Consider the following 329-nt stretch of genomic DNA (forward strand, 5'->3'; position numbering starts at 1 on the left):
ATTGTGGGAACCAAAACCAAATCTTTCAGTAGCGTCTGCTGCGTGGATCCATGCTGGTGGTGCACACCACACTGCATACAGCCAAGCGGTAACTACAGATATGATTGTAGATTTTGCTGAAATGGCGGGTGTTGAAACCATGATCATTGATGCAGATACCAGCATCCGTGGTTTCAAAACAGAACTACGCCATAATGCAGCGTATTACATGCTAAAGCGCGGCTTATAATTTTATAGCGCAAGTAGACAATAATATGTTGTTTTCATAAGCCAGCCTAGCGCTGGCTTATGCTATTGTGGGCTTTTAATTTTAGGAGTAACAATGCTAG

Annotated in this window: 1 pseudogene; it reads left to right on the top strand. The window is 42.9% G+C overall.

Annotated features, from left to right (window positions below):
* Positions 1 to 229 (top strand): annotated as a pseudogene (locus CWB85_RS21050) (L-arabinose isomerase); the annotation flags it as partial.
* Between the last annotated feature and the right edge of the window lie 100 nt (positions 230 to 329).

This window comes from Pseudoalteromonas sp. S1727, from assembly GCF_005886375.1.
In the GTDB taxonomy this organism is placed as follows: domain Bacteria; phylum Pseudomonadota; class Gammaproteobacteria; order Enterobacterales; family Alteromonadaceae; genus Pseudoalteromonas; species Pseudoalteromonas haloplanktis.